Annotated in this window: 19 protein-coding genes and 2 tRNA genes; 15 read left to right on the forward strand and 6 right to left on the reverse strand. The window is 69.2% G+C overall.

Annotated elements, in window-relative coordinates:
* Positions 1-349 precede the first annotated feature (349 nt).
* The 10 genes from dnaN to EAE32_RS01420 all read left to right on the forward strand — a co-directional run bounded on the left by dnaN (position 350) and on the right by EAE32_RS01420 (position 10991).
* Positions 350-1474 carry a DNA polymerase III subunit beta gene (gene dnaN / locus EAE32_RS01380; RefSeq protein ID WP_121864743.1) on the forward strand — a complete coding sequence of 375 codons (1125 nt, stop codon included), beginning with the start codon at positions 350-352 and terminating at the stop codon, positions 1472-1474.
* A 4-nt stretch (positions 1475-1478) separates the two neighbouring features.
* The gene (gene recF, locus EAE32_RS01385; RefSeq protein WP_243635528.1) at positions 1479-2852 is read left to right on the forward strand and encodes a DNA replication/repair protein RecF; all 1374 of its coding nucleotides are present in this window, start codon (positions 1479-1481) and stop codon (positions 2850-2852) included.
* Positions 2849-3445 (forward strand): DciA family protein, encoded by a 597-nt coding sequence (locus tag EAE32_RS01390; RefSeq protein WP_121846085.1) that lies wholly within the window; start codon positions 2849-2851, stop codon positions 3443-3445. Before recF ends, EAE32_RS01390 begins: the two co-directional genes overlap by 4 nt.
* A gap of 258 nt (positions 3446-3703) precedes the next feature.
* The gene (gene gyrB / locus EAE32_RS01395; protein WP_121863940.1) at positions 3704-5767 is read left to right on the forward strand and encodes a DNA topoisomerase (ATP-hydrolyzing) subunit B; all 2064 of its coding nucleotides are present in this window, start codon (positions 3704-3706) and stop codon (positions 5765-5767) included.
* Positions 5768-5844: 77 nt separating this feature from the next.
* Positions 5845-8556, forward strand: a complete 2712-nt coding sequence (gene gyrA / locus EAE32_RS01400) for a DNA gyrase subunit A (RefSeq protein ID WP_121863941.1) — start codon at positions 5845-5847, stop codon at positions 8554-8556.
* Positions 8553-9050, forward strand: coding sequence for a DUF3566 domain-containing protein (locus EAE32_RS01405; protein ID WP_121846088.1), 498 nt, complete (start codon positions 8553-8555; stop codon positions 9048-9050). Before gyrA ends, EAE32_RS01405 begins: the two co-directional genes overlap by 4 nt.
* Positions 9051-9154: 104 nt before the next feature.
* Positions 9155-9228, forward strand: a tRNA-Ile gene (locus tag EAE32_RS01410).
* Between the two features lie 48 nt (positions 9229-9276).
* Complete coding sequence (locus EAE32_RS12090) at positions 9277-9399, forward strand: hypothetical protein (protein WP_276309567.1); 123 nt, start codon at positions 9277-9279, stop codon at positions 9397-9399.
* Between the two features lie 52 nt (positions 9400-9451).
* Positions 9452-9524 (forward strand) — tRNA-Ala (locus EAE32_RS01415).
* Positions 9525-9695: 171 nt separating this feature from the next.
* A complete protein-coding gene (locus EAE32_RS01420) occupies positions 9696-10991 on the forward strand; it encodes an Nramp family divalent metal transporter (protein WP_121863942.1) in 1296 nt (431 codons plus the stop codon).
* 130 nt (positions 10992-11121) lie between these two features.
* Here EAE32_RS01420 and EAE32_RS01425 read toward each other — a convergent pair whose 3' ends face one another.
* Complete coding sequence (locus tag EAE32_RS01425; protein ID WP_121846090.1) at positions 11122-12036, reverse strand: hypothetical protein; 915 nt, start codon at positions 12034-12036, stop codon at positions 11122-11124.
* 158 nt (positions 12037-12194) lie between these two features.
* Between EAE32_RS01425 and EAE32_RS01430 the strand changes: the two genes are divergently transcribed.
* The 3 genes from EAE32_RS01430 to EAE32_RS01440 all read left to right on the forward strand — a co-directional run bounded on the left by EAE32_RS01430 (position 12195) and on the right by EAE32_RS01440 (position 15393).
* Positions 12195-12749: a peptidylprolyl isomerase gene (locus EAE32_RS01430; protein ID WP_121863943.1), complete on the forward strand. Its 555-nt coding sequence runs from the start codon at positions 12195-12197 to the stop codon at positions 12747-12749.
* Positions 12750-12854: 105 nt separating this feature from the next.
* Positions 12855-13682: a rhomboid family intramembrane serine protease gene (locus EAE32_RS01435; RefSeq protein WP_243635529.1), complete on the forward strand. Its 828-nt coding sequence runs from the start codon at positions 12855-12857 to the stop codon at positions 13680-13682.
* A 460-nt stretch (positions 13683-14142) separates the two neighbouring features.
* Entirely contained in the window at positions 14143-15393 is a 1251-nt protein-coding gene (locus EAE32_RS01440; RefSeq protein ID WP_121863944.1) for an MFS transporter, read from the forward strand.
* A 194-nt stretch (positions 15394-15587) separates the two neighbouring features.
* Here the strand turns inward: EAE32_RS01440 and EAE32_RS01445 are convergent, their stop codons facing one another.
* Entirely contained in the window at positions 15588-16277 is a 690-nt protein-coding gene (locus EAE32_RS01445) for a hypothetical protein (RefSeq protein ID WP_121863945.1), read from the reverse strand.
* A 16-nt stretch (positions 16278-16293) separates the two neighbouring features.
* Positions 16294-17448: an alpha/beta hydrolase gene (locus EAE32_RS01450; RefSeq protein WP_121846549.1), complete on the reverse strand. Its 1155-nt coding sequence runs from the start codon at positions 17446-17448 to the stop codon at positions 16294-16296.
* A gap of 353 nt (positions 17449-17801) precedes the next feature.
* Between EAE32_RS01450 and EAE32_RS01455 the strand changes: the two genes are divergently transcribed.
* Positions 17802-18470 (forward strand): DedA family protein, encoded by a 669-nt coding sequence (locus EAE32_RS01455; protein ID WP_121846551.1) that lies wholly within the window; start codon positions 17802-17804, stop codon positions 18468-18470.
* Positions 18471-18579: 109 nt separating this feature from the next.
* On the opposite strand, the gene EAE32_RS01460 is transcribed toward EAE32_RS01455, so the two are convergent.
* Positions 18580-19581, reverse strand: coding sequence for a zinc-binding dehydrogenase (locus tag EAE32_RS01460; protein WP_121863946.1), 1002 nt, complete (start codon positions 19579-19581; stop codon positions 18580-18582).
* Between the two features lie 194 nt (positions 19582-19775).
* Here EAE32_RS01460 and EAE32_RS01465 point away from each other — a divergent pair, with 194 nt between their 5' ends.
* Positions 19776-21044, forward strand: a complete 1269-nt coding sequence (locus tag EAE32_RS01465) for an MFS transporter (protein ID WP_121846547.1) — start codon at positions 19776-19778, stop codon at positions 21042-21044.
* Positions 21045-21172: 128 nt separating this feature from the next.
* Here EAE32_RS01465 and EAE32_RS01470 read toward each other — a convergent pair whose 3' ends face one another.
* Both EAE32_RS01470 and EAE32_RS01475 read right to left on the reverse strand, forming a co-directional pair.
* Entirely contained in the window at positions 21173-22834 is a 1662-nt protein-coding gene (locus EAE32_RS01470) for a thiamine pyrophosphate-dependent enzyme (protein ID WP_121863947.1), read from the reverse strand.
* A 207-nt stretch (positions 22835-23041) separates the two neighbouring features.
* Positions 23042-24472, reverse strand: coding sequence for a sugar porter family MFS transporter (locus EAE32_RS01475; RefSeq protein WP_121846545.1), 1431 nt, complete (start codon positions 24470-24472; stop codon positions 23042-23044).
* Between the last annotated feature and the right edge of the window lie 217 nt (positions 24473-24689).

Genomic DNA, 24689 nt, shown 5'->3' on the forward strand with positions numbered 1-24689 from the left:
CCCCGGAATCACGCGGAAGATGTGCACTCCGCGCTCACAGGACAGTGTTCCGCCATCCACACCCGGTCAACACCCACGATGCCTGCAGCCGCTGGGAAGCGGGCGGTTATCCACAAGTTCCACAGGGGTTGTTAACACTTCCACCCTTAAAGAGAAGATCCACCGAACAACAAAAATCCTGCCCCGCTCGCCCTCGCCCCACGCGCTGGATCTCTGTAATTACACAAATCCGGGCAGTGCCGGGGCTGCCCGCCCTGCACAGACCACTCCCACTGTTCGGATCCCGTCCGTTCCGCCGGATACGATGCAGGAAGACACCTCCGTCCAACTCCTACAGAGGGGCACCTTCGTGAAGTTCTCGGTCGAGCGCGACGTACTGGCTGAAGCAGTCACCTGGACTGCCCGTTCGCTGTCCCCGCGGCCCCCCGTTCCCGTGCTCTCGGGTCTGCTCATCAAGGCCGAGGGCGGGTCCCTCTCCATCGCGAGCTTCGACTACGAGATCTCCGCACGCCTCACCATCAGCGCAGACGTCATGGAGGAGGGCACCACGCTCGTCTCCGGCCGGCTTCTCGCTGACATCTGCCGTTCGCTGCCCTCCGCACCGGTGCAGCTGGAGGCCGAGGGCGGGAAGGTCACGCTCATGTGCCGGTCCTCCAAGTTCAACCTCGCCGCCATGCCGGTGGAGGATTACCCCCAGTTGCCAGGCCTCCCCGAGCTCTCCGGAGTGGTGGCCGGGGACGAGTTCGCCCACGCCGTGGCCCAGGTGAACATCGCGGCCTCCAAGGACGACACCCTGCCCATCCTCACCGGCATCCGGATGGAGATCGAGGGCGAGAAGATGACCCTGCTGGCCACGGACCGGTACCGCCTGGCCATGCGCGAACTCACGTGGCGCCCCACGGATCCCACCATCTCCACGGCCGCGCTCATCAAGGCCAAGACGCTGAACGACATCGCCAAGACCCTGGGATCCTCCGGGGACGTGAACATGGCCCTCGCGGAGAACACCGAACTCGTGGGATTCGAGTCCGGCGGCCGCCGCACCACGAGCCTGCTGATCGACGGTGAGTACCCCAAGATCCGCTCGCTGTTCCCGGAGAACACCCCCATCACCGCGGTGGTGCGCACCTCCGAACTGGTGGAGGCCGTGCGGCGTGTGTCCCTGGTGGCCGAGCGCAACACCCCGGTCCGCCTCGCTTTCAGCGAGGGCCAGGTAGTCCTGGACGCGGGGACAGGAGAGGACGCACAGGCCTCCGAGGTCCTGGATGCGCAGCTCAACGGGGAGGACATCACCGTGGCGTTCAACCCCACGTACCTCTCCGAGGGGCTCCACGCCTTCGACTCCGCGTACGTGCGGTTCTCCTTCACCGCGCCGCCGAAGCCCGCCGTGCTCTCGGCCCAGGCCGAGCCCGAGGGCGACGACGACGTGAACTACAAGTACCTGCTGATGCCGGTGCGCCTGCCCAACCAGTGATCGTGTGTTCGTAGACCACCTGTCGCTGCTGGACTTCCGGACCTACCACGGTCTGGACCTCCCGCTCACCCCGGGGCTCACGATCTTCGTGGGCCCCAACGGCGTGGGGAAGACGAACATCGTCGAGGCCGTGGACTGGGCGGCGACGCTCGGCTCGCACCGCGTCTCGGGCAACGGTCCGCTGATCGCCACCGGATCCGAGCGCGCCATCATTCGTGTCCGCGTGGACCGCGGGGGTCAGCCCACGGTGCTCGAGTACGAACTCAATGCCGCGCGGGCGAACCGCGTGCAGATCAACCGTGCAGCGCCGGTCCGTGCCCGTGAAGCGGTGGGGACCCTGCACACCGTGCTCTTCTCCCCGGAGGACCTCGCGCTGGTCAAGGGAGATCCGTCCCACCGCCGCCGTTTCCTGGACGAGCTCGCCACGGCCATGCGGCCGGTCCTCTCGGCGGCGCGTTCCGACTACGAACGTGCGCTCAAGCAGCGCAACGCCCTGCTGAAGTCCGCGCGCCGCTCACGCGGTTTCTCGGACTCGGACAGGGCCACCCTCGCGGTGTGGAACGAGCAGCTGGCCCGCGCCGGCGCCGCCGTCATGGGAGCGCGGCTGCAGCTGCTCAAGGCCCTCGAGCCCGAGGTGGACCGCGCGTACCAGCAGCTCACCAACGGCCCGAAGCACGTCTCGCTCGGCTACGAGAGCTCCTCGGTGGCCCCGGGGGCGGAGCAGCAGGCCCTCGAGCACTTCGGCGTGGCGGACCTCTACGACCTCATGATGCAGGCCTTCGAGCGCATGGAACGCCAGGAGCGGGAGCGCGGGCTCACACTGGTGGGCCCGCACCGCGACGACCTCGTGATCCGTCTCGGGGACACCCCCGCCAAGGGGTATGCGTCCCACGGTGAGACCTGGTCCACCGCCCTCGCCCTGCGCCTGGGCTCCTGGTACGTCCACCTCGCGGACGATCCAGGACGCGGCGCCGCACCGGTGCTGATCCTCGACGACGTCTTCGCGGAGCTCGACGCCCGGCGCCGTCGTCGGCTCGCGGAACTCGTGCGGCAGGCGGAACAGGTGCTCGTCACGGCCGCCGTGGACGAGGACCTCCCCGCCGTGCTGCTCGAGGGCAACCACACCGTGATCGACGTGGTCCCCGGCGCCGCGCACGTTCGGGAGACGGCGTCGTCATCCGCGGCGGGGGCGGCCGCAGAGTCCGACACCGCAGATTCCGCGGCGACGGAATCTGCCGTGGTCGCCGAAGCGCCGCACGACGACCACCGGGTCACGAGTGGCCGTGCCCCGGCGGTGCCCGGGCCGGGACCGGACGAGGATCGCCGGTGTGACGGGGACTCCGGCCGTGACGAGCCGCCCCCGGGGACCCGGCCGTGACGAGCCGCCCTGTCCACCGCGACGTGGTGGACGCCGCAGCCGTGGCCCTGCAACGTGCGCGCAAGGCCGCGCAGGACCGGGGGGACAAACCCCTGTCCTCGGCGGCAGCAGCCAAGAACATGCGGGCCTTCGGCACCGCCATGGAGGAGGGCACCGGTTCTCCGGCGCTGCGCCGCCCCGATCGCCTCGGCACGGATCCCCGTCAGATGGGCGGCTTCTCGGGACCGGGGCGCTCCGCCCGCGATCCCCGCCCGCTGTCCGCCGTGGTGGACAAGCTGATGACCCACCGGGGGTGGAAGACCCCCGTGAACGTGAGCAGCGTGCTCGCGGACTGGGCTTCGCTGGTGGGCGAGCGCAATGCGGAGCACACCTGGCCGGAGCACTTCGAGGACACGGTGGTGCGGGTGCGCTGCGACTCCACGGCGTACGCCACCCAGCTGCGGCTCATCCAGTCCGAGATCCTGCGGAACTTCGCGGCGAAGCTGGGGGAGGGGATCGTCACGAAGCTCGAGATCCACGGTCCTGTGGGGCCCAGCTGGAAGCGCGGCCGGTGGGCGGTGCAGGGCAGGGGCCCGCGCGACACCTACGGGTGAGCCACCCTCCCAGATCCTCCAAAACCCGCCAGAATCCCGCGAGCCGGTCCGCACCCCGAAAATGGCTCCACCCAGCGCCACGGGGTCCCGGGGCGTCTGGAGGCCGTTGAGCGCTTGATCTGCCGGAACATCCGCTAGAATGGAAACTCACAGATCTTTTCGTCCCGCCAGCCGATGAGCCGCGAGCCGTCTCATCGGCTGTACTCATGTGGGCCGGGCGATGATCGCCAGAGACGACGCAGGAGGACCGGAGACCCCGTGGCTACAGAGGATCCCCTACCGCACGAGTACGGCGCGAGCGACATCACCGTCCTGGAAGGCCTCGAGGCCGTCAGGAAACGCCCGGGAATGTACATCGGCTCCACGGGTCCCCGGGGCCTGCACCACCTGGTCTACGAGGTTGTCGACAACTCCGTGGACGAGGCGCTCGCCGGCTACTGCGACCACATCGAGGTGACCCTGCAGGCGGACGGCGGGGTCCGTGTGTCCGACAACGGGCGCGGCATCCCCGTGGACATGCACCCCACCGAGGGCAAGCCCACCGTGGAGGTCGTGATGACCATCCTGCACGCCGGTGGCAAGTTCGGCGGCGGCGGGTACGCGGTCTCCGGCGGTCTGCACGGCGTGGGCATCTCCGTGGTCAACGCGCTGTCCTCGCGCGTGGACACCGAGGTGCGCCGGCAGGGGTACGCGTGGCGCATGAGCTTCGCGAACGGCGGGCGCCCCCAGGGCGAGCTGGTGCGCGGCGAGGAGACGGAGGAGACCGGGACCACGCAGGTCTTCTACCCGGACGCCGAGATCTTCGAGACCGTGGACTTCGACTTCGAGACCCTGCGGGCCCGTTTCCAGCAGATGGCCTTCCTGAACAAGGGGTTGCGGATCACCCTCACGGACGAGCGCGCCTCGGACGAGACGGGCGAGGAGATCGCCGGAGACACCCCCGCGGACGCCTCGGGCCCGCTCGAGGGCCAGGACGGCGGCACGGTCGGGGCCGACGACGCCGCAGTGGTCTCCGGGGCGCGGCAGGTGGTCTACTGCTACGAGGACGGCTTGCTGGACTACGTCACGTTCCTGAACGCCTCCAAGAAGGCGGACCTGATCCACCAGGACGTGATCTCCCTGGAGGTGGACGACCCGGACAAGAAGATGTCCCTGGAGCTGGCCATGCAGTGGACCACGGCGTTCAACGAGTCCGTGCACACGTACGCCAACACCATCAACACGCACGAGGGCGGCACCCACGAGGAGGGCTTCCGCACCGCGCTGACCACCCTCATCAACCGCTACGCGCGGGAGAACAAGCTGCTGCGGGACAAGGACGACAACCTCACGGGCGAGGATGTCCGCGAGGGGCTCACCGCGGTGATCTCCATCAAGCTCTCCGAGCCGCAGTTCGAGGGCCAGACCAAGACCAAGCTGGGCAACTCCGAGGCCAAGACCTTCGTGCAGCGCGAGATGTTCGAGCTGTTCGGCGCGTGGCTCGAGCGCAACCCGAACCCGGCCAAGGACATCATCCGCAAGGCGATCTACGCGTCCCAGGCGCGGCTCGCGGCGCGCAAGGCCCGGGAGACCACGCGGCGCAAGGGCCTGCTGGAGTCCGGCGGGATGCCCGGCAAGCTCAAGGACTGCTCCTCCAAGGACCCCACGCTCTCGGAGATCTACATCGTGGAGGGTGACTCCGCCGGCGGCTCGGCGGTGCAGGGGCGGGACCCCGCCCACCAGGCGATCCTCCCGCTGCGCGGCAAGATCCTGAACGTGGAGCGTGCCCGCCTGGACCGGGCCCTGTCCAACGCCGAGGTGCAGTCGATGATCACGGCCTTCGGCGCCGGGATCGGGGACGACTTCGACATCGAGAAGGCCCGGTACCACAAGATCGTGCTCATGGCGGATGCGGACGTGGACGGCCAGCACATCACCACGCTGCTGCTCACCCTGCTGTTCCGGTTCATGCGTCCGCTCATCGAGCACGGCTACGTGTACCTCGCGCAGCCGCCGCTGTACCGCATCAAGTGGTCCAACGCCCCGCACGACTACGTGTTCTCGGACGCGGAGCGGGACGCCGCCCTGGCCAAGGGTCTCGCCGAGAACCGGCGGCTGCCCAAGGACAACGGCATCCAGCGCTACAAGGGCCTGGGCGAGATGGACTACACCGAGCTGTGGGACACCACCATGGACCCGGAACACCGCACGCTGCTGCAGGTCACCATGGACGACGCCGCCGCGGCGGACCAGGTCTTCTCGGTCCTCATGGGCGAGGACGTGGAATCCCGCCGCGAGTTCATCCAGCAGAACGCCAAGGACATTCGGTTCCTCGACATCTAGGCATGTCACCCGCCGGACATTCCCTCCCCGGCATGAACAGTGGACCGTGAGAGCTCAGAAGGAACGGACAGCAACGCATGAGTGACGAGACGCAGGACGGCAACGCTCCCGTGGACCCGGAGAACACCCCCGAGGCCGTCGAGGGCGTGGTGGTGCAGGACGTGGAGACCGTCGGGGACCGCGTGGAGCAGATCGACCTGCAGACGGAGATGCAGCGGTCCTACCTGGACTACGCCATGGCCGTGATCGTGGGCCGCGCCCTGCCGGACGTGCGGGACGGTCTCAAGCCCGTGCACCGCCGCGTGCTCTACACGATGTACGACGGCGGCTACCGGCCGGACCGCTCGTTCAACAAGTGCGCGCGCGTCGTCGGCGACGTGATGGGCAACTACCATCCCCACGGCGACTCCGCGATCTACGACGCCCTGGTGCGCCTGATCCAGAACTGGACCATGCGCTACCCGCTGGCGCTGGGACAGGGCAACTTCGGCTCCCCGGGCAACGACGGCGCGGCCGCGCCCCGGTACACCGAGACCAAGATGGCGCCGCTGGCCATGGAGATGGTCCGGGACATCCACGAGGACACGGTGGACTTCCAGGACAACTACGACGGCAAGCAGCAGGAGCCCACCGTGCTGCCGGCGCGGTTCCCGAACCTGCTGGTCAACGGCTCCGCCGGCATCGCCGTGGGCATGGCCACGAACATCCCGCCGCACAACCTGCGCGAGGTCGCGGACGGCGTGCAGTGGTACCTGCAGCACCCGGGCGCGGACCGCGAGACCCTGCTGGAAGAGCTCATCAAGCGGATCAAGGGCCCGGACTTCCCGTCCGGTGCGCAGATCCTGGGCCACAAGGGCATCGAGCAGGCGTACCGCACGGGCCGCGGCTCCATCACGCAGCGCGCGGTGGTCAGCGTGGAGGAGATCCACAACCGCACGTGCCTGGTGGTCACGGAGCTGCCGTACCAGGTCAACCCGGACAACCTGGCCATCAAGATCGCGGACCTGGTCAAGGACGGCAAGGTCCAGGGCATTGCCGACATGCGGGACGAGACCTCGGGCCGCACGGGCCAGCGCCTGGTGATCGTGCTCAAGCGGGACGCCGTGCCCAAGGTGGTGCTCAACAACCTCTACAAGCACACGCAGCTGCAGGAGAATTTCTCCGCGAACATGCTCGCGCTCGTGGACGGGGTGCCCCGCACGCTGTCCCTGGACGCGTTCGTGCACCACTGGGTCGCGCACCAGATGGACGTCATCGTGCGGCGCACCCGGTTCCGCCTCAAGCAGGCGCAGGAGGAGGCGCACATCCTGCTGGGCCTGCTCAAGGCGCTGGACGCCCTGGACGAGGTCATCGCCCTGATCCGGCGCTCGCCCACGGTGGAGGAGGCGCGCTCCGGTCTCATGGAGCTGCTGGAGATCGACGAGGCCCAGGCCCAGGCGATCCTCAACATGCAGCTGCGCCGGCTGGCCGCCCTGGAGCGCCAGAAGATCCAGGACCGCCACGCCGAGCTGCAGCGGCTGATCGCCGAGTACGAGGCGATCATCGCGTCCGAGGACCGCCAGCGCGAGATCATCTCCGACGAGCTCGGGGAGATCGTGGAGCGCTACGGGGACGACCGCCGCACTGAGGTGCTCTACGGCTTCGACGGGGATGTCTCCATGGAGGACCTCATCCCGCAGCAGCAGGTGGTGGTGACCATCACCCGCGACGGCTACGTCAAGCGCACGCGCGCGGACGAGTACCGTGCGCAGCACCGCGGCGGCCGGGGCATCAAGGGCGCGCAGCTGCGCGGGGACGACGTCGTGGAGCACTTCTTCGTGACGAACACCCACAACTGGATCCTGTTCTTCACCACGCTGGGCCGGGTCTACCGGGTCAAGGCCTACGAGTTCGCGGAGGCCGGGCGGGACGCCAAGGGCCAGCACGTGGCGAACCTCATGGAGTTCCAGCCCGAGGAGCGCATTGCGAAGGTCATGGAGCTGCACTCCTACCAGGACGCGCCATACCTGGTGCTCGCCACGCGCAACGGCCTGGTCAAGAAGTCCCGGCTCACGGACTACGACACCAACCGCTCCGCCGGCGTGATCGCCATCAACCTGCGCGAGGACGACGAGCTCGTCTCCGCCATGCTGGTGGACACGGACGATGACGTCATGCTGATCTCCCGCCACGGCCAGTCCCTGCGCTTCACCGCGGACGACGACGCCCTGCGCCCCATGGGCCGCGCGACCTCGGGTGTCACGGGCATGAAGTTCCGTTCCGGCGACGAGCTGCTGTCCGCGAACGTGGTCAGCGACGACTCGCACGTGTTCGTGGTGACCGAGGGCGGTTACGCCAAGCGCACCTCGGTCCAGGAGTACCGCGTGCAGGGCCGCGGTGGCCTGGGCATCAAGGTGGCCAAGCTCGCCGAGGTGCGCGGTGGCCTCGTGGGCGGCCTGATCGTGGGTGAGAACGACGAGGTGCTCGTGGTCATGGAGAGCGGCAAGGTGGTGCGCTCCACCGTGAGCGAGGTCCCGGCCCGCGGGCGCGACACCATGGGAGTGATCTTCGCCAAGCCCGGTGCCAACGACACCATCGTGGGCGTGGCCCGCAACGCGGAGCGCGAGATCGAGAAGGAAGTGGCGGAGGAGGACGCCGCCGCGGACGAGGCGGCGGGCGGCGTCGTCGACGGCGCAGAAGTAGTGGCCGGGGAAGGCCGCGCGCAGGACACCGGGAGCCCCGACGCTGCGTCCTCCGAGGACGGCGATGCAGTAGCGTTGGACCACAACGACAACGGAGGTAACGCATGAGCGCGAGCTCGGCCTCGAAGGCGGGTCAACCCGCCAAGACTTCTTCCCCCAGGAAGTCGCCGTCCAAGAAGTCGCCGGCGCAGGCCAGCACGAAGTCCTCCAAGGGCCTCGTGCGTCCCGCGCCCCGGGCGAAGGTGCGCCGCGCCCGCCTGGTGGTCTCCAAGGTGGACACCTGGTCCGTGCTCAAACTGGCGTTCCTGCTCTCCGTGGCCCTGGGCATCATCACGGTGGTCGCCTCCATGGTGCTGTGGATCGTCCTGAGCCTGACCGGCATGTTCGAGGGCATCAACGAGCTGCTGTCCATGCTCGGTGGCACCGCCCAGGGGGCGGACATCCGCAAGATCCTCTCGCTCGGCAACGTGGCGCTGATCTCCACGCTGATCTCCGTGGTGAACGTGATCCTGCTGTCCGTGCTGTCGGTGCTGGCAGCGATCCTCTACAACATCGCGGCGTCGCTGATCGGCGGCATCGGGGTGACCCTCACCGACGACTGAGCCAGGAGGCGGCTCCCACCGGTGCCGAATTTGGTGCGGGAGCCGGAACTCCGGTAAAGTCTTGGCGTGGCCAGCCAGAGGATGCTCTCGTTGGCGCACGCTGAGGGCGTATAGCTCAGACGGTTAGAGCGCTTCGCTGATAACGAAGAGGTCCCAGGTTCAATTCCTGGTACGCCCACCCCTCGAATTCCCACCACCGCGAGTCACCACTCGTCCGGAGGCCCCCGTGAAGTCCCGCATCGCAGCCCTGATCGCCGTGGCCGGCCTGTCCGTCGCGGCCCTCAAGTCCTGGCGCGAGGCCGAGGCCAAGCGAGAAGCCTGGAATTCGGCAGTGGACTCCGTGGACTGAGATCCACGGGTACGGCGTTCCTCCCCCGGGAGAGAACGCCGCAACTGAATACGGGGCCTTAGCTCAGTTGGTAGAGCGCTGCCTTTGCAAGGCAGATGTCAGGAGTTCGAATCTCCTAGGCTCCACACCCCGACCTCCGGGTCTCTGCGAGAGCAGGGACCCGGAGGTTTTTCCGTGCCGGTGGTGCGCCCGCGCCCCCGGTGCGTCCGGCACACTTCGTGACACGGGATCCGAGGGCGCCGGAGCATGTCAGACTTGGTGTGACGTCCCCCATACCGGAAGTGCGGAGCACCTGAATGCGCGAGAAGACTCCCCTGCAGCCGCTGGCCTCGGTCAATCCCCACGAGCCCCTGGAGCGCATCGAGCGGTGGAGGCTGATCGGGCCGGGGCTCGTGGTGGCCGCCACCGGTGTGGGCGCCGCAGACATGGTGGCTACCCTGACCGCGGGCTCGCGCTACGGCTACACGCTGCTCTGGGCCGTGGTTGCGGGCACCATCATGAAGATCGTGCTCGTGGAGGGCGCCGGGCGGTACTCGCTCGCGAGCGGGCGCACGATCTTCGAGGGCTGGCGCTCCCTGGGCCGCTGGACCTCCTGGTACTTCGGCCCGTACATCCTGATCTGGGGTTTCGTGTACGGAGCCACGGCCATGTCCTCCTCCGCGCTGCCGCTGGCCGCGCTCTTCCCGTTCCTGCCGCTGTGGGCGTGGGCCATCATCATGGGTCTGCTGGGCTTCGGGATCGTGTGGGCCGGGCGGTACGCGGTCATCGAGAAGATCACCGCCGCCATGGTGGGTCTCATGTTCCTGGTGATGGTGGGGCTTGCGATCATCACCCTGCCGGACATCCCGCGGATGCTCACCGGGCTGATCCCCGTGATCCCGCAGGGCGGAGTGGTCTACACGCTGGCGCTGGCGGGGGGCGTGGGCGGCACCATCACCCTGGCGGCCTACGGCTACTGGCTGCGCGAGAAGGGCTGGCACCAGCCCCGGTGGATGCGGGTGATGCAGCTGGACAACACCGTGGCCTACGCGGTGACCGGCATCTTCGTGCTCGCCATGCTCGTGGTGGGGGCAGAGGTGCTCTACTCCGCGGGGTACGCGATCAGCGCCGGGGACAAGGGCCTGCTGGATCTGGACACGGTGCTGCGCGAGCGCTTCGGGGACGTCATCGGCACCACGTTCCTCGTGGGCTTCTGGGCGGCCTCGTTCTCGTCGGTCGTGGGTGTGTGGTCCGGGGTGTCCCTCATGTTCGCGGACTACTGGGGCAACGTGCGGCACAAGCCCAGCGGCCACCCGGACACGGTGAACGGCGGGAAGTACTTCAAGTTCTACCTGCTGTGGCTCACGTTCCCGCCCATGCTGCTCCTGATGCTGGACAAGCCCGTCTTCCTGATCCTGCTCTACGGGGTGCTCGGGGCGCTGTTCATGCCGTTCCTCGCCGTCACGCTGCTGGGTCTGCTGAACACGTCCCGCACGCCCAGGAAGTGGCGCAACGGCATGTTCACCAACGCCGTGCTCGTGGTGTGTGCGGTGCTGTTCGTCATCCTCGGGATCTACCAGACCTACGACACGATCGCGGGCCTCTTCGCCTGACGCGGGAGCCGTGCGGCCGGTCCGCGCCGTTCTGCCGCCCCGCACGACGACGCCGCCGCGCCCCTCGCTCGGAGGGGCGCGGCGGCGTCGTGGTCGGGGTCCGTCACCCGTGAGGGTGAGCGGCGTGACCTCAGTGCTTCGGGCCGTTGCCCGGGTTGTGCTTGGAGCCGTTGTCCGCGGAGCCCAGCTTGGTGTCATCCGTCTTGGAGCCCTTGATCTGCTCCTTGACCTCGTTGACGGTCTGCTTGGCGTCCTCCGCCACCGACTTCACGCTGTCCGTGGCGCGGTGGGCGGCCTGAGTGGCGGTGCCCTCCTTGTGCACGGAGGAGGCGGGGTCCTTGACGTCGTCCACCTTCACACCGGCGCCTGCGGCCACGGTGGAGTTGTTGTTGACGGGCGAGGCCGAGACGCGCGGCGACGCCGTGGCGGGGGTCTTCCAGGGGTCCTGGACGGGGCGGGAGGCGCGCCACGCGGCAACGCCTGCCACACCGCCGGCCACGAGCAGACCGAGGACCAGCAGACCCTTGTGGCCGCCCTGGGCCTTCTTCTGCTGCTTGGCGTACTCCTTGGCGGAGTTCTTCGCGGCCTTCTGGATGCGCTTCACGGTCTTCTTGTCACCGGTCAGCTTGGCCACGAGGGCGTCGAACTGGTCCGAGGTGTCCGCGTTCGCGACCTTGCCGGCCAGCGCGGCGACGGCGCCGGAGTACTTCTCCTGGGCGGCGGCACGGCCCTCGGCCGTCTTCTTCGCCGCCTTGGCGGCCAGGGGTGCGGCAGCTGCGGCGCTGGCAGCCTTGGCCTTCTCGCTGCGCTTCTTGACGTCCTCGCCGAGGCCCTGCGCCCGGCCGAGGCCGTCCTGGACGTAGGGGCCCGTGGCCTCCACGCCGCTGGCCAGCGCCGAGGCACCCGCCTGCACACCGTGCTGCAGCTTCTCCCCGAGCTCACCGATCTCGGTGGAGAGCCACTCCCCGGCGTTGACGACCTTGGACTCGGCGGCCTTGTTGGCGGCCTCGACCTGCTTCTGGGCCTTGCTCTTGAACAGGCTCATGATGTCTCCCTCCTACGGTGGTGATCATGTACATCTCCACCCCCAGCATACGTTCTGCGTCCTGGACGGGCCCCGGGAGTTGCAGCGGTCACGGTCCTTTTCACTGTGCGCTGAACAACTTCCCACCGTCCTGACGCGCTGCGGAGCCCCGTGCCAGAATGACAGCCATGACTTCCGCCAATGCAACGCACAAGGCCACCATCCACACCAACCACGGGGACATCGTGGTGGAGCTCTTCGGCAACCACGCGCCCAAGACCGTCAAGAACTTCGTGGGCCTCTCGGACGGGACCCAGGAGTGGGCGGATCCTCGCACCGGTGAGAAGCAGGACGGCCCGCTGTACAAGGACGTCGTCTTCCACCGCATCATCAAGGACTTCATGATCCAGGGCGGCGACCCGCTGGGCCAGGGCATCGGCGGCCCCGGCTACAACTTCGACGACGAGATCCACCCGGAGCTCAACTTCAACGCTCCCTACATGCTGGCCATGGCCAACGCCGGCACCCGCAACGGCCGCGGCACCAACGGCTCGCAGTTCTTCATCACCACCGCGCCCACCACGTGGCTGCAGGGCAAGCACACCATCTTCGGGGAGGTTGCCGATGACGCCTCCAAGAAGGTGGTGGACGAGCTCAACGACGTCCGCACCGGGGGCCAGGACCGCCCCGTGGAGGACTGCGTGATCTCCTCCATCGACGTGGAAGCGCTCTGATCCACCACCTCCCGTCCTGAGGCGAAGCCCACCCGATGTCCGGGTGGGCTTCGCTCGTATTCGGTGGAGAAATCCCCGCTGACCAGACCACATGCCGGAGCAGACATGAGCAACCAGCCCCACGACCCGAGCGGCGAGTTCCCGTCCCAGGATTCTCGAGCCAGGGGCGGTCCCCACCGCGGCCCCGGCGGGGCAGGAGGTGGCGAACCGCTCCCGGCCCCGCGCTACGGCCAGTTCCTGCCGGGCGGCGGCCCGTCCGCCGACGGCCCGTCGCGTGGTGGCGGTACCGGGTTCCCCGGTTCCTGGGCGTCCGACGCCGCCGCGCACAGCCCCGCGCCCCCGCTTCCGGGCCGCGGGATGCAGGGAGTCCGCCGACGCACCGGATGGCCCGTCACGTGGACCGTGATCGGCATCTGCGTGCTGGTGTGGGCGGCCCAGTGGGTCACCCGCCTGGTCACCCCCTACGACCTGTCCACGATCCTGGGCTACGCTCCCGCCCTCACGGACACCCAGCCGTGGCGGATGCTCACGAGCGGGTTCGTGCACGCCATGCCCTCGCCCGTGCACCTGCTGCTGAACATGTACACGCTGTACCTCTTCGGCCGCATGCTCGAGCCCCTGCTCGGAGGGTGGCGGTTCGCGGTGCTGTTCCTGCTCTCCGTCCTGGGCGGCTCGGTGGGAGTGCTGCTGCTCGGTGACCCGTGGGTCCTGGTGATCGGTGCCTCCGGCGGCATCTTCGGGCTGTTCGGTGCCATGTTCGTGTTCATGCGCCACTTCCGGAACAGCGTCACGTCCATCCTGGTGCTGATCGGCATCAACCTGGTGTTCGGTTTCCTGGTGGGTGGCATTGCCTGGCAGGCCCACGTGGGAGGTCTGGTCATGGGGGCGCTCACGGGCCTGCTCATGCTTCCGGGTCTGCGCGGACACCGGTGAGGCACCCCGGCCACGAGTTGTCCACAGCAGTTCTCCACACCTGTTAACAACTTACAGAGTTGTAATTCCACAGCTGTGAACATCCCTGTGGACAGGCGGATCAGGCTCACCCAGCCCCGGGAGGACACATGTTCCGGACGATATTCACACATTTCTCCACACCTGTGGATAACTTTCCTGCACCGGGTGGGGAGAACCCACCCCCGGTGATGTCACCCACACGGGTTCCGGTCGGCGAATAAATCGGTGCAGCACGGCGTTGCCATCTTTTGTGCTCGAGGACCACCGCGTCCGCGACGGGTGGGCACCGCCCTCCCCGCCGTCCTGGTCAGTCGGCTCCCGGGCCGGTCGGTGCCGCCAGGGTTGCACCCCGCTTCCGCCCGCACGAGCGTTCCGTCCACCGTCCCGCCGCGCCACGGCAGGGGCTGTCCACCCCCGTTCCTGGAAAGGCCGCGTCGTCATGACCCACCTGACGCCCGCCCGCCGTCGACTTGCCCTCTTCGCCCTGGCCCTGGGCGGTTTCGGGATCGGCTGCACCGAGTTCGCGTCCATGGGGCTGCTTCCCCAGATCGCCCAGGGCCTGCTGCCGGAGCTCTTCGGCGGGTCCCCCGAGACGGGCATCGCACGCGCGGGCTGGCTCGTGAGTGCGTATGCGGTGGGCGTGGTGGTGGGGGCCCCGCTGATCTCGTTCCTGGCGGCGAGGTCCTCCCGCACCGTGATGCTGCTGGTGATGGCGGCCGCGCTGATGCTGGGCAACCTTGCTTCGGCCCTCGTGCCGAGCTTCGAGACCCTCCTGGCGATGCGCTTCCTGGCCGGTCTGCCCCACGGTGCGTACTTCGGCCTCGCGTCCCTCGTGGCCGCCACGGTGATGGGACCGGGGAACCAGGCCAAGGGCGTGGCGCTCGCGCTGTCCGGTCTCACGGTGGCCAACGTGGTGGGAGTGCCGGTCATGACGGCCATCGGGCAGGCGTACGGGTGGCGCATGGCGTACGCCGCGGTGGCCGTGGTCTTCGCGCTCACGGTGCTCGGGCTGTGGCTCACGGTCCCGCACCAGCCGCCCCATCCCGCTGCCAGCCACCGCGGTGAGCTCCTCGCCTTCGCGCGGCCGCAGGTGTGGATCGTCATGGGCGTGGCCGCCGTGGGCTTCGGTGGGTTCTTCGCGATCTACACGTACCTCTCCCAGATGGGCCGCGAGCTCGCCAGGCTTCCCGCTGGTGCCATCCCGTGGCTGCTCGCCGTGGTGGGCGTGGGGATGACCATCGGCAACGTGATCGGGGGGATCAGCGCGGACCGCAGTGCGCGTCGCACCATGGCCGTGGGTTTCCCCGCCCTCGCCGCGGCTCTGCTCCTCATGGGTGCCCTGGCGGGTTCCCCCGTGGGGATCTTCGTCGCCGGTTTCGTGATGTCGCTCGTCAACTCCTACATCATGCCCAGCATCCAGAGCTGGCTCATCACGGCGGCGGGCCCGGCGGAGCTCATGGGTGCCTCCCTGAACCACGCCGCCTTCAACGTGGCCAACTCCATCGGTGCGCTCCTGGGAGGGACCGTCATCTCGGCCGGCTTCGGCTACCGCTCGCCGGCCCTCGTGGCCTGTGTCCTGGCGGTGGCGGGAGCTCTCCTCGCGCTCGCGGGGGTCCACCGGCAGAAGCTGGACCGACGGCGCCGCCTCGCCTCCGGCCACCCGGTCACCGCATCGCAGACGGCCGTCTGAGTCCTCGCGGCCGTCCCGGGGTCGCGCCGGTGCGGCGGTGACGGACGTGTGCGTTGCAGGTCGAGGGGACGCGGGCGGTGCGGACGGTGGCGGGGTCCGGCGGCAGCATCCTCCGGAGGACGTGGGAGCGGCGTCGTCCTCCGGACGGGTGGGAGCGGCGTCGTGGGCGAGGGAACAGGCCGCCGTGCGGCGCGTCAGCCGACGAGGAAGTGCCCCAGGAGCAGGAACCGGCCGGCGTCCAGGACCAGGAACAGCGCCGCGAGACCCAGCAGCACGGTGACCGCCACGCCGACCCACGGTGAGATCCTGGCCCACGCGCGCTGCATGACGGCGGAGAACCGCTCCTGCCTGCCCAGCACGGTGAGCAGAAGCAGCAGCGTGAGCGCGATCTGGCTGATGAGCGCCCACGCCACCCAGCCGAGCACCATGACCGGAAGGGGCTGGGCGGCGGCCACCGCCACGTGGATGTCGAAGGGCGGGTCGAACACCACGATGCCCACGAACACCAGCGCCGTGACGTAGAGGGCCCACGCGTTCCTGGCCGGCGGCTTCTCCTCCTCGGGGGCGGTGCCCCTGCGCCGGGAGACGGCGCGCATCGCCGCGAACACCCCGATGGCAACGCCCAGGGCAAGCTCCACCCATGCCGCCACGGCACCGTGGCGGACCAGCCCCCACCAGTCCACGCTCTGCAGGACCGGGCCCACCAGGAGCGTGAGCCCGAGCCCCAGGAGGACGGTGCCACCCAGGAGCAGCGCCGAAGCCCCCACGACGTGACGACGCCGCAACCCCGCCCCCAGCGCGGCCGCCATGATGACCATCGGGGCGGGATCGAAGCCGCCCGCGGCTGTGGCCAGGACAGTGGCGGCATATTCCGCGACATTCATCAGCAGGTGTCCAATCTCAGGCGGGCAGGGGGGCGAAACCGGGCGACGTCCGGCCCAGCCACGTCAGGGCAGGGTTCAGCTGGGCCTCCCACAGTGCCACCCGGTGCCCGCCGCTCTCGGAGATGTTGGACACCAGACCGGTGGGCCCCGTGACGGCCGGCGCGAAGGCCTTGACCGCCCGCAGGGAGATGGTGTCCTCCCCACCCGTGAAGAACCAGATGTCCACGTCCGGCTTCTCCCGCCGGACCACCCGTGCAAGGTCGTAGGACTCGGGGTCAGCGGTCTTCCACTGCTGCCCAGGACTGTACATGGGGACGAAGTAGCCGGCGAGGTTGATGCTCGTGGCCCAGATCTCCGGGTGGCGCACGGTGTGCATGGAGGAGCACCAGCCCCCGGCGCTGTAGCCGAGTGTGGACCACGCCCGCCGGTCCGTGGAGACCCGCAGGTTCGTGCGGATCCAGGAGACCACATCCCGGCTCACGTACGTGTCCCAGCGGCCGTGCGTGCTGTCCACGCACTCGGTGTCGTTGTTGCCGGGGTAGACGTCCGGGATCACCACGACGGCCTCGCGCATGGCGCCCTCGGACACCGCCGTGCGGATGTGCTGCGCGATGTTCATGGCCTTGGTGTAGGTCCGGACGTCCCCGGGGAAGCCCGTGAAGGCCGTGATCACGGGGTAGCTCCGCTGCGGCTGCGACATGTAGGAGGGCGGAAGCCACGCCGTGGCCTCCTGTGTGAGACCGGACTGCGGTCCCGGAATCTTGACGTTCACCCACTGCCCCGAGGTGTTGGCGGGATCCAGCTGGGCGCCGAACGCGGGGTTCTTCACCGGGTCCGACTGCACGGTGGTGAACTTCTCATGGGGCAGGTCCTGAAGGGCCTTCGCGGCCACGGGAACCGTGCCCACGGTGGCTGTGGCCACGGGACCCCCGCCGTCGGAGAAGAGGTCACCCCAGCTCGAGTACCACTGGTTGTCCATGTTCATCTTCAGGAAGATCCCGGCCAGCGCGAGCGTGACCACGAGCAGCACGCACACGAGCTGGACCACGTACTTGCGCAGGCCCGGGCGGCGGTTCCTGGGCAGCACCACCACGGTGACGGCCAGGAGGAAGACCGCCAGCACGGTGACCAGGATGAGGAGTGGCCACCCTGTGAGTTCGAAGAACGCCATTGCAGACTGCTCGTTTCCCATGGAGTGTCGGACGACCGCGCGTCCCCCGCCGCGACCGGGCCGTGAGGCCGCCGCGCGGAGTCCGCACGGGGACAGCATAGGGACCGCGCGCGGCTGCAGGGACCCACTGCCCGGTGTCCCGGCGAGTTGCGGGGAGGTCCCCAGCCGGCATCCGGCCGGCGGGCAGCTGCGCCGCGCTTCGGCGCGGGACAGGTCAACGGGGCGGTGGGAGAGGGAACACAGGGCGGCCCCGGACGCCTGTGGAACATGCCCGGCGGGGGAACCGGGCCGGGCGCCGTCGTCACCCGGACCGATGCCGCGGGGGCCGCGGGTGGAGGGCATACTTGGACACCATGACGCCAGAAGTGATCCACACGGCCGGGCTCCTCGCCCCGCAGCTGCTCCCCCTGGGGGACCCCGCCCAACTGCTCGAGCAACTGGGGCCCTGGGCGCTCGCGGGCATGACGCTCATCGTGTTCATCGAATCGGGTCTGCTGTTCCCGTTCCTGCCCGGCGACTCGCTGCTGTTCACGGGAGGTCTGCTGCACCAGGCGCTGCACATCCCGCTGTGGCTCATGATCGTGGTGCCGTTCATCGCGGCAGTCGCGGGCGACCAGGTGGGGTACTACCTGGGGCACCGGTTCGGGCGGCGCTTCTTCTCCGACGACGCACGGTTCCTGAAGACCAAGTACCTCACCCAGACCGAGGACTTCTTCCGCAAGTACGGAGGCCGTTCGATCGTGCTGGCGCGCTTCGTCCCCATCGTGCGCACCTACGTGCCGCTCGTGGCGGGCACCGCGAAGCACCCCTACCGCGCGTTCGTGGGCTGGAACGTGCTGGGCGGCTTCCTGTGGGTCACCATCATGGTGGTTGCGGGATCCCTCCTGGGCGGCATCCCGTTCATCCGCGACAACGTGGACCTGATCGCCATCCTCATCGTGCTCCTGTCCCTGATCCCGGTGGGCATCCAGATCATCACGAGCCTGCGGAACAGGGAGCCGGAGGACGGTGCAGGCCGCTGAGGCGGTCGCGCCAGCCGGGAGCACGGCCGGGACGCGGCACCGTCGGGGCGCGGCGTCCCTGGAACCGCAGCATCCCCGAAAGCGGTGGTGACTCTGGAGCAACGGCGTCTCAGGGGACGATGGTGAACTTGACGGTCCCCTCACCGCCGCGCTCGGCGAGCCGCAGCACGTCCTCGGTCTCCTCGAGTGTGTGCACGCTGCCGAGGCAGTAGTCCACGGAGACCTCACCGTCGCGGATGCGACGCACGGCCTCGTGGAAGGACACCAGCCCTGGTTCGGACTGGGCTGCCACCGATCCCTGGAGCCGCACGGACTTCCGGAAGACCTCGTAGACCGGCACGGGGGCAGGGTCGAAGCTCTCGTACAGCCCGAACCACCCCACGATGCCGCGGTTGGCCACGATCTCCACGGCCTCGGCCCGCAGGGCGTCGGAGCCCACGGCCTCGATCACGAGGTCCGCGCCCTCGCCGCGGGTGAGCTCGGAGACCACGTCCGGGAGGTTCTCCTGCGGCACCCTCACCGTGTGGGCGCCCAGCTCCCGTGCGATCTGCAGGCGTGACTCCTCCTTGTCGGAGACGATCACCTGCTCGAAGCCCCGCAGCAGGGCATCCTGCAGGAAGAACAGCCCCGCAGAGCCCGCCCCCATGATCACGCAGGTCCCCGCCCGGCGGGCCGGGACCTCGGTGGGCCAGTACAGGTTCATCGCGTAGAGGCACGTGCCCATCTGCTGGGCCATCATGTAGCGGCGCATCTCGGTGAGGTCGTCCGGATCCACGTGCTCGGGCAGGGCCACCGCGTGGAGGTCGTCCAGGAGCATGAACTCGGCGAACGTCCCGCCGAGCTCCCCGGGCGGCACGCACAGCACCGCGGTTCCCACCGGGAACGTCTCGGAGCGGGACTCCGTGACCACGCCCACGCCTTCGTGCCCGGGATACCCCGCGCGCTCAGGGGCGGTGGGGTGCATGGTGCCGTGCAGGACGGAGTGCAGGTCCGAGCCGCACACGGAGGCCGCGACGAGCCGCACCACGAACTCACCGTCCCGTGTGGGGTGCGGATCCGGCCACTCCTTCACCAGGACGGTTCCGGTGGCGGGGACGTGGGTGGCTCGCATGCGGTTCTCCTTCGAACGGGCCCGGGAGGTCGAGAGTTCCTGACGTTCCACGGTACGCCACGACAAGACCCGAACCAGGGCTGCCGGGGCGCGGAACGCGGGCGCGGGTCTCCTGCCACGGGGTCCCTCTTCCCGGGGGCCGACCACGGGACCACCGCCACCGGACCGGGGCCGGCGCCCGGTAGCCTGGGGCGGTGCAGCTTCCCCGCGCCCTCAGGCCCTTCTCCTCCCCCGCCTACAGGGTGCTCGCGCTGGCCATGGGCGTGAGCGTGTTCGGCTCCGGACTGTGGGCCGTGGCCATGGTGGCCCGCGTGATGGCCCTGGGTGGTTCCGCCGTGGACCTCTCGCTCGTCACCGCCGCGGGCGCTGTGGGCATGGTGATCTTCGTGCTGCTCGGGGGCGTGGCCGCGGACCGGTTCCGGCTACCGGTGATCCTGCGCTGCGTGGAGCTGACCAATCTGGCCACGGCCCTGACCGTCGTGGTCCTCACCTGGACGGACGCGCTTGCCCTGTGGCACCTGGGTGCAGCGGCCTTCGTGTTCTCGGGCGCCGTGGGATTCTTCTACCCCGCGTACTCGGCGGCACTGCCGCGCATCCTGCCACCGGCCCAGCTGCTCGCGGCCAACGGGGTGGAGGGCACTGCCCGGCCGCTGCTCCAGCTCGCCGCGGGCCCCGCCGTGGGGGGCGCGCTCACGTCGCTCGCACTGCCCGGCGCCTCCGTCCTGGCCATCGCGGTGTGCCACGCCGGCGCCCTGGTCCTCATGCTGCGGCTGCGACTGCCCGAGCGGGACGACCCGCAGGACGCTCCGGGGCACGACGACGCCGCGGCCGCACCCCGGGCGACCATCCTCCGGGACATGCTGGACGGCTTCCGCTACTGCCTCCGCACGCCGTGGCTGCTGTGGACCCTGCTGTGGGCCATGAGCGCGATCTTCCTCTTCACCGGTCCCCTGGAGGTGCTGGTGCCGTTCCTCGTGGTGGACCGGCTGGGCGGCACGGTGGCCGGCTACGGCGCCATGCTGGGGCTGTACGGGATCGCCACGGCCGTGGGATCCAGCCTCATGGCGTCCTTCCGGCTGCCCCGGAACTACCTGACCACCATGGTGTGGCTGTGGGGTTTCGGCACGCTGCCGTTCGGACTCGTGGGAATGACCGGCTCATGGTGGGTCATGGCGCTGGCCCTGTGCGTCTTCGGCGCCACCGGGGGAGCGGGTCAGGTCATCTGGGGAACGCTGCTGCAGCGGCGCGTCCCGGGGCACATGCTGGGCCGGATCTCGTCCCTGGACTTCTTCGTCTCACTCCTGCTCATGCCCATCTCCATGGCGGTGGCAGGTCCTGTCGCGGAGGTCCTGCCCCCGGTCACCATCTTCTGGGGTGTGGCCGTGCTGACCCCCGCACTGGGTGTGCTCGCGGTGGTGGCGGGCCGGATGCGCGCGGACCAGCAGGCGCACCCGCTGCACTGAGCGCGCGCGGCGTCGTCCCGGTCCGGAGCGCCGAGGTCGACGAGATCGCGTCCGCGCCCTCGCGGCGCCCCGGGCGGCAGGACGGGAAGTGCTGACGATCGGGCTTCTGACCCGTGCCTATGCCTGGATCAGTATGCCTTGTTGCGCTGCTCCACCACCAGGTGGATGAGAGCGAACGTGTGGTCCTCGTCGATGGCACGGAAGGCCTGCTCCAGGGCGCCGGGGATCTCCGACTCCCGCTCCACGCGCGCCCCGAACCCGTGGAAGGCGTCCGCCATGGCTGCGAAGTCCGGGTTCTTCAGCTGGGTTCCGGACACGTGGCCCGGGTACTGGCGCTCCTGGTGGGTGCGGATGGTGCCGTACTCCTGGTTGTCCATCACGATCACCAGGGGCGTGGCGCCGTACTGCGCGGCAGTGGCCAGCTCCTGGCCGTTCATGAGGAACTCGCCGTCCCCGGCGATCGAGATGACGCGACGGCCCGGGAAGTTCAGCGAGGCGGCCACGGCGGAGGGCACCGAGTAGCCCATGGAGCCGTTGCGCGCCGAGATCATGGAAGCGTAGCCGTTCGTGGGGAAGTACCGGTGCGCCCAGTTGGTGTGCTCGCCCGCGCCGAACGTGACCATGGCGTCCTCGGGCAGGGTCTTCACCAGCTCGCTCATCATGGTGTCCATCGTGGCCGGACCGTCCTGCTCCGGAGCGGGCTGCGGTGCGCAGAACTCCTCCTGCTGCCGGCGCATGCGGCGGCACCAGTCCCGCCACGTGTCCTTGACGGGCAGGGTCATCCGCACCAGGTCCCGCACGAACACGTCCGGCTTGGCCACGATCTGGTACGTCACCGCGCCGGAGCGGCCCCGCATGGAGGGGTCCATGGTGACGATGAAGTTCTTCTTGGACCAGTCCTGGCGCACCAGGAACCCGTTGGTGATCACGTCCCCGGGGACGGTGCCCACGAAGACGAGCAGGTCCGTCTCCTCCAGCAGGTCCACGGTGGGCTTGGGCCGGCCGTAGCCGATGGGCCCCACGTAGGACGGCGAGCCGAACGGCACGGTGCCCTCGCAGCGCCACTCCGCGGCCGCGGGGATGTGGTGCTCCTCCAGCCACTGGGTGAAGCGTTCCGCGCCCTCCACGGTCCAGTCGTTGCCGCCGAAGACGAACAGCGGTTTCAGGGACTGCTTCAGTGCGGCCTCCAGGGCCTTCCAGTCGTCCACGGTCATGCCGCCGCCCGCCACAGGGATCACCGGGTGGAGGGTGGGCTCGATCTCGCGGGTGATGACGTCCTCGGGCAGCCCCACCACCACGGGGCCCGGGCGCCCGGAACGCGCCGCGAACATGGCCTCCGCCACGTACTCGGAAGCCCGCTCCGCGTGGTCCAGGACCATCACGCGCTTGGCGCCGGACGCGAACCACTGGTGCGGGTCGAACTCCTGGAACGCCTCCTTCTCGCGGTGCTCGAAGGGGATGAGCCCCACGAACAGCACCATAGGGGTGGAGTCCTGCCACGCGGTGTGCAGACCCACGTGCGCGTTGGCGGCGCCGGGGCCGCGGGTCACCATGGCCACGCCGGGGACCTCGTTCATCTTCCCCTCCGCCTCCGCCATGTACGCGGCGCCGCCCTCCTGCCGGCACACCACGGTCTGGATGGGGGAGTCGTGGAGCCCGTCCAGCACGTCCAGGTAGCTCTCACCGGGAACCACGTAGGCACGCTCCACGCCGTGGGCCGCAAGGGAGTCGACGATCACGTGGCCCGCGGACTTGCGTCCCGGAGCTGCGGTGGCGGTCTGCTGGATCATGGGAGTCTCTTTTCGCCGTCGAAAACAGGGGGCGCACCGGGTCCCGACACCCGGGCGCCTGCACAGGTGTCTCGAAAATACCCGACCGTCGGTCTCCGTCCCGCAATGCGTCCAGCATCCGGGATGCACGCGTCACGGGGGACGACGACGCCCCGGTGCGGTGCGGGCCGCGGGCCGGGGCGTCGTCGTGGGTGGAGCGTGTGAGGGCTACTCGTGCATGTCCTCGAGCTCCACGTTGGTGGTCTCCCGCACCATCTTGATGGTGAAGATCAGCGAGACCAGGGCGAAGAACGCGTAGATGCCGTAGGTGAGGCCCAGCGAGTAGTTGGACAAGGAGGGGAACGTGACGGTCACCGCCCAGTTGGCGATCCACTGCACTGCACCGGCCACGGCCAGGGCGGCGCCGCGGATGTGGTTGGGGAACATCTCCCCCAGCAGCACCCACATGAGCGGGCCCCACGAGACGCCGAAGAACACCACGAAGAGGTTGGCGGCGATCAGTGCCACCGGCCCGGCCACGGGGCCGAGGTCCGGGGTGAGCTGGCCGTCCACCATGACCTTGCTGGCGGTGGCGAACACCACGGCCATCACACCCAGGGAGAGCGCCATTCCGGCGGAGCCCACGAGCAGCAGCGGGCGGCGGCCGATGCGGTCCACCAGGAAGATGGCCACGATGGTCACCAGCACGTTGACCACGGACGTGGCCACGGAGATCGTGAAGGAGTCGGACTCCTTGAAGCCCACCGACTCCCACAGCACGTTGGAGTAGTAGAAGATCACGTTGATGCCCACGAACTGCTGCAGCGCGGCCAGGCCGATGCCCACCCACACCACGGGCTTGAGTCCGGCCATGGAGCCGCGCAGGTCCGAGAAGCGGGGCTTGCGCTCGTTGTTGACGGTGGTGCGGATCTTCTCCACGCGGCTCGCGACGGCGTCGTCGCCGTGGATGCGGGAGAGCACCGCCGTGGCCTCGTCCTCGCGGCCGGCGGAGACCAGGAAGCGCGGGGACTCGGGGATCAGGAAGGAGCCGATGCCGTAGAGCACTGCGGGCACGGCCATGATGAGGAACATCCAGCGCCAGGCCGCCAGCCCGAGCCACAGCTCCTGGGAGGCGCCTCCGGCCCAGTTGGCCAGCAGGGCGTCCACGAGCAGGGACAGGAAGATGCCGAGCACGATGCCCATCTGCTGCAGCGAGCCCAGACGGCCGCGTAGGTGCGCCGGAGAGACCTCGGCGATGTAGGCGGGGGCGATCACGGAGGCCACGCCCACGCCGACGCCGCCCACCACGCGCCAGAAGATGAGCCACTCGATGCTCTGCGTGAGGGCGCAGCCGATGGCGGAGAGCAGGAACAGCACCGCCGCGATCTTCATGATGGGGATGCGCCCCGTGCGGTCCGCGATCCGCGACCCGAAGAACGCGCCCACCGCGGCACCCAGCAGGGCCGCCGCGACGGCGAAGCCGAGCGGACCGGGCCCCACGTCGAACGAGGACTGGATGGAGGAGACCGCGCCGTTGATCACGGCGGAGTCGTACCCGAAGAGGAGGCCGCCGAACGCGGCCACGGTGGTGATTCGTACGACGGCACCGGTGTTCGTCTGATGATGCTCCGGTGAGTGTGCTTGCGCTGGATGGCTCATCCCGCAGCTCCCTTGCTGTCCTGAATTTCAACGCTCGAGAGTCCCCCGCCCGATGACACCGTGGCTGCCGGGAACTGTGACCGCGGGGTGCTCCGAGAGAGCTGCGAGCGGGACCTGCCGGGAGGGGTGGCGGCTGTCGGGGAAGGACAGTGCCCCAAGAGTAGGACTCGCATCACAGAATGTCCATGAGTCGAACACAAATGGGAGCCATGTCGTG

The organism is Kocuria tytonicola (assembly GCF_003687175.1).
Taxonomy (GTDB): domain Bacteria; phylum Actinomycetota; class Actinomycetes; order Actinomycetales; family Micrococcaceae; genus Kocuria; species Kocuria tytonicola.

Coding starts and splice junctions, on each gene's coding strand:
- EAE32_RS01405 (WP_121846088.1), top strand. CDS start 8,553: ATGAGCGCGAGCTCGGCCTCGAAGGCGGGTCAACCCGCCAAGACTTCT.
- EAE32_RS01450 (WP_121846549.1), bottom strand. CDS start 17,448: ATGGCGTTCTTCGAACTCACAGGGTGGCCACTCCTCATCCTGGTCACC.
- EAE32_RS01445 (WP_121863945.1), bottom strand. CDS start 16,277: ATGAATGTCGCGGAATATGCCGCCACTGTCCTGGCCACAGCCGCGGGC.
- EAE32_RS01420 (WP_121863942.1), top strand. CDS start 9,696: ATGCGCGAGAAGACTCCCCTGCAGCCGCTGGCCTCGGTCAATCCCCAC.
- EAE32_RS01470 (WP_121863947.1), bottom strand. CDS start 22,834: ATGATCCAGCAGACCGCCACCGCAGCTCCGGGACGCAAGTCCGCGGGC.
- EAE32_RS01430 (WP_121863943.1), top strand. CDS start 12,195: ATGACAGCCATGACTTCCGCCAATGCAACGCACAAGGCCACCATCCAC.
- EAE32_RS01440 (WP_121863944.1), top strand. CDS start 14,143: ATGACCCACCTGACGCCCGCCCGCCGTCGACTTGCCCTCTTCGCCCTG.
- EAE32_RS01460 (WP_121863946.1), bottom strand. CDS start 19,581: ATGCGAGCCACCCACGTCCCCGCCACCGGAACCGTCCTGGTGAAGGAG.
- gyrA (WP_121863941.1), top strand. CDS start 5,845: ATGAGTGACGAGACGCAGGACGGCAACGCTCCCGTGGACCCGGAGAAC.
- EAE32_RS01475 (WP_121846545.1), bottom strand. CDS start 24,472: ATGAGCCATCCAGCGCAAGCACACTCACCGGAGCATCATCAGACGAAC.
- EAE32_RS01425 (WP_121846090.1), bottom strand. CDS start 12,036: ATGAGCCTGTTCAAGAGCAAGGCCCAGAAGCAGGTCGAGGCCGCCAAC.
- EAE32_RS01455 (WP_121846551.1), top strand. CDS start 17,802: ATGACGCCAGAAGTGATCCACACGGCCGGGCTCCTCGCCCCGCAGCTG.
- EAE32_RS01435 (WP_243635529.1), top strand. CDS start 12,855: ATGAGCAACCAGCCCCACGACCCGAGCGGCGAGTTCCCGTCCCAGGAT.